General features: G+C 63.2%; 3 protein-coding genes. All 3 read left to right on the top strand.

Features of this window, described 5'->3' with window-relative positions; all coding sequences use genetic code 11:
• On the top strand, window positions 1–1,961 hold a 1,961-nt coding region (gene infB, locus ENZ74_RS26300), incomplete at its 5' end, for a translation initiation factor IF-2 (RefSeq protein ID WP_127313087.1).
• Window positions 1,962–2,086: 125 nt separating this feature from the next.
• On the top strand, window positions 2,087–2,527 hold the full coding sequence (rbfA, locus tag ENZ74_RS26295; protein WP_024503464.1) for a 30S ribosome-binding factor RbfA: 441 nt from the start codon (window positions 2,087–2,089) through the stop codon (window positions 2,525–2,527).
• A partial coding sequence (gene truB / locus ENZ74_RS26290; RefSeq protein ID WP_127313086.1) for a tRNA pseudouridine(55) synthase TruB occupies window positions 2,527–3,333 on the top strand: 807 nt, incomplete at its 3' end. The genes rbfA and truB, both read left to right, overlap by 1 nt.

Genomic DNA, 3,333 nt, shown 5'->3' with positions numbered 1-3,333 from the left:
GCGCACCGGTGCGCCGTCCGGTCACGCCTGAAGTGGCGCGTCCGGCCAAGCCGACCAAGAGCGAGGAAGATCGCCGCCGTGGCAAGCTGACGCTGAATTCGGCATTGTCCGACGAAGATGCGCGAGCCCGTTCGCTGTCGTCGATGCGTCGCCGCCAGGAAAAATTCAAGCGCGCGATGCACAATGAGCCGCGCGAGAAAGTCATGCGCGAAGTGATCCTGCCAGAGACCATCACCATCCAGGAACTGGCGCAACGCATGTCCGAGCGCGCGGTCGACCTGGTCAAGTTCTTCATGAAGCAGGGCCAGATCCTGAAGCCGGGCGACGTCATCGACGCCGACACGGCCGAGCTGGTCGCCACCGAATTCGGCCACACGGTCCGCCGCGTCGCCGAATCCGACATCGAGGAAGGCCTGTTCAACATCGCCGACAATGCCGAGGACCTGGTTTCGCGTCCGCCGGTCGTGACGATCATGGGTCACGTCGATCATGGCAAGACCTCGCTGCTCGACGCGATCCGCAACGCCAATGTCGTCTCCGGCGAAGCCGGCGGCATCACCCAGCATATCGGCGCCTACCAGGTCGAGAAGAATGGTCACAAGATCACCTTCATCGACACGCCCGGCCACGCCGCCTTCACGGCGATGCGTGCTCGTGGCGCCCAGGCGACCGACATCGCCATCCTGGTGGTTGCGGCCGATGACAGCGTCATGCCGCAGACGATCGAATCGATCAGCCATGCCAAGGCGGCCGGCGTTCCGATCATCGTGGCGATCAACAAGATCGACAAGCATGATGCCGATCCGCAGAAGGTGCGCTCCGAACTGCTGCGCCACGAGGTTTTCGTCGAATCCATGGGCGGTGAAGTTCTGGACGTCGAAGTGTCGGCGACCAAGGGCACCAATCTCGACAAACTGCTCGAGGCGATCCTGCTGCAGGCCGAAATTCTCGACCTGAAGGCCAATCCGGACCGTACCGCCGAAGGCGTCGTCATCGAGGCCCAGCTCGACAAGGGCCGTGGTCCCGTTGCCACCGTGCTGGTGCAGACCGGCACGCTGATGCCGGGCGACATCCTCGTTGCCGGCAATGAATGGGGCCGGGTGCGTGCGCTGGTCAACGATCGTGGCGTGCAGATCAAGGAAGCGCCGCCGGCGATGCCGGTGGAAGTGCTTGGCTTGCAGGGCACCCCGCAGGCCGGCGATCGCTTCGCCGTGGTCAACAACGAGGCCCGTGCCCGCGAGATCACCGAATACCGCCAGCGTCTGGCGCGCGAGAAGGCGGTTGCCAAGCATGCCGGCCAGCGCGGTTCGCTCGAGCAGATGATGTCGCAGTTGCAGACAAGCGGGCTGAAGGAATTCCCGCTGGTCATCAAGGGCGACGTGCAGGGCTCGATCGAGGCGATCAACGCCGCACTCGACAAGCTCGGTACCGACGAAGTGCGTGCACGCATCGTCCATGCTGGCGCCGGCGCCATCACCGAAAGCGACGTGTCGCTGGCCGAGACTTCGGGTGCCGCGATCATCGGCTTCAACGTCCGCGCCAACGTCCAGGCACGTGCCGCTGCAGCGGCGGCTGGCATCGAGATCCGCTACTACTCGATCATCTACAACCTTGTGGATGACGTGAAGGCGGCTCTGTCGGGCCTGTTGTCGCCGGAGCGTCGCGAGACTTTCATCGGCAATGCGCAGATCCTCGAAATCTTCGACATCACCAAGGTCGGCAAGATCGCCGGCTGCCGTGTCACCGAAGGCAAGGTCGAGCGTGGTGCGGGCGTGCGCCTGATCCGCGACAACGTCGTCATCCACGAAGGCACGCTGAAGACGCTGAAGCGCTTCAAGGACGAAGTTTCGGAAGTCCCCGGCGGCCAGGAGTGCGGCATGGCCTTCCAGAACTACGAGGACATGCGCGTCGGCGACGTCATCGAGTGCTTCCGCGTCGAGATGGTGACCCGGACACTCTGAGTTCGAGTGACTTGTCCATACCGGGCGGTGGTCGAAAGGCCGCCGCCCCAAGTCTATTGAGAATGCCCATATGAGACATGCGGCACGGTTCCATCCCGCGCCTCACGCTTTCAGGATTGAGAAAAATGCCCCGTCCAACCGCATCCAGCCCATCCCAGCGCATGCTGCGCGTCGCCGAACAGGTGCGCCATGCGCTATCCGAAACCCTGCAGCGCGGCGAGATCATCGATCCGCTGATCGAGAACACCGTGGTGTCGGTCTCGGAAGTGCGCATGTCGCCCGATTTGAAGGTCGCTACCGCTTTCGTCTCGCCGCTCGGCGCCAAAGATGCCGATGCGGTGGTCGAGGCGTTGAACAAGCATGCGAAATTCGTCCGTGGCCGTGTCTCCGGCGCGCTGCGGCAGATGAAGTTCATGCCGGAGTTCCGCTTCAAGCTCGACACCTCCTTCGACAATTTTGCCAGGATCAACGACCTCTTGAAATCGCCGGAAGTGGCGCGCGATTTGGGTCCTGAGGACCAGGAAAACGCAGACCAGGACAAAGACGACAACAAGGACACCGAATAGTGGCGCGTCGCGGCAAGAAGAAGGGCCGGCCGATCTCGGGCTGGCTGATCCTGGACAAGCCGGTCGGCATGGGCTCGACCGAAGCCGTCTCCAAGATCAAATGGCTGTTCCAGGCGGAAAAGGCCGGCCATGCAGGCACGCTCGACCCGCTGGCGTCCGGCATGCTGCCGATCGCGCTTGGCGAGGCTACCAAGACCGTGCCTTACGTGCAGGACGGCGCCAAAATCTATCGCTTCACCGTTGCCTGGGGACAGGAGCGTTCGACCGATGACCTCGAAGGTCCGGTGACGAAAGAATCCGACCTGCGTCCGTCGGAAGCCCAAGTGCTCGCCCTGCTGCCGAAATACACCGGCGTCATCATGCAGACGCCGCCGCAATTCTCGGCCATCAAGATCGCAGGCGAGCGCGCCTATGATCTGGCCCGCGACGGCGCGACGGTCGACATACCCGCGCGAGAGATCGAGATCGGCCGTCTGGACGTTGTCGAGCATGGCGCCGACCATACTGTTTTCGAGGTCGAGTGCGGCAAGGGCACCTATGTGCGCTCGCTGGCCCGCGACATGGGCCGCGACATCGGCTGCTTCGGTCACATCTCCGAATTGCGCCGGGTCGAGGTCGAGCCGTTCACCTCGGAAGACTTCGTCACCATCGCCGAACTGGAAGCCGCCCGTTTCGGTGTGGAGGAGGTCGACAGCTCGGACACGACAGAAGCCGCTGACAAGGCAGAGGCTGCCGACAAGGTGGAAGCGCCAATCGACTTCGACGCCATCGATGCGCTTCTGGTCGACACATCGGCTGCCCTCGAT

The sequence above is a fragment of the Mesorhizobium sp. M7A.F.Ca.CA.002.15.2.1 genome (assembly GCF_003998715.1).
GTDB classification, from domain to species: domain Bacteria; phylum Pseudomonadota; class Alphaproteobacteria; order Rhizobiales; family Rhizobiaceae; genus Mesorhizobium; species Mesorhizobium ciceri.
The sequence above is the reverse complement of the archived record's forward strand: the minus strand, read 5'-3'. Positions and strand labels throughout refer to the sequence as shown.

Bases quoted from the DNA above. Each gene is read 5' to 3' on its own strand.
- rbfA (WP_024503464.1), top strand. From the start codon at position 2,087: ATGCCCCGTCCAACCGCATCCAGCCCATCCCAGCGCATGCTGCGCGTC.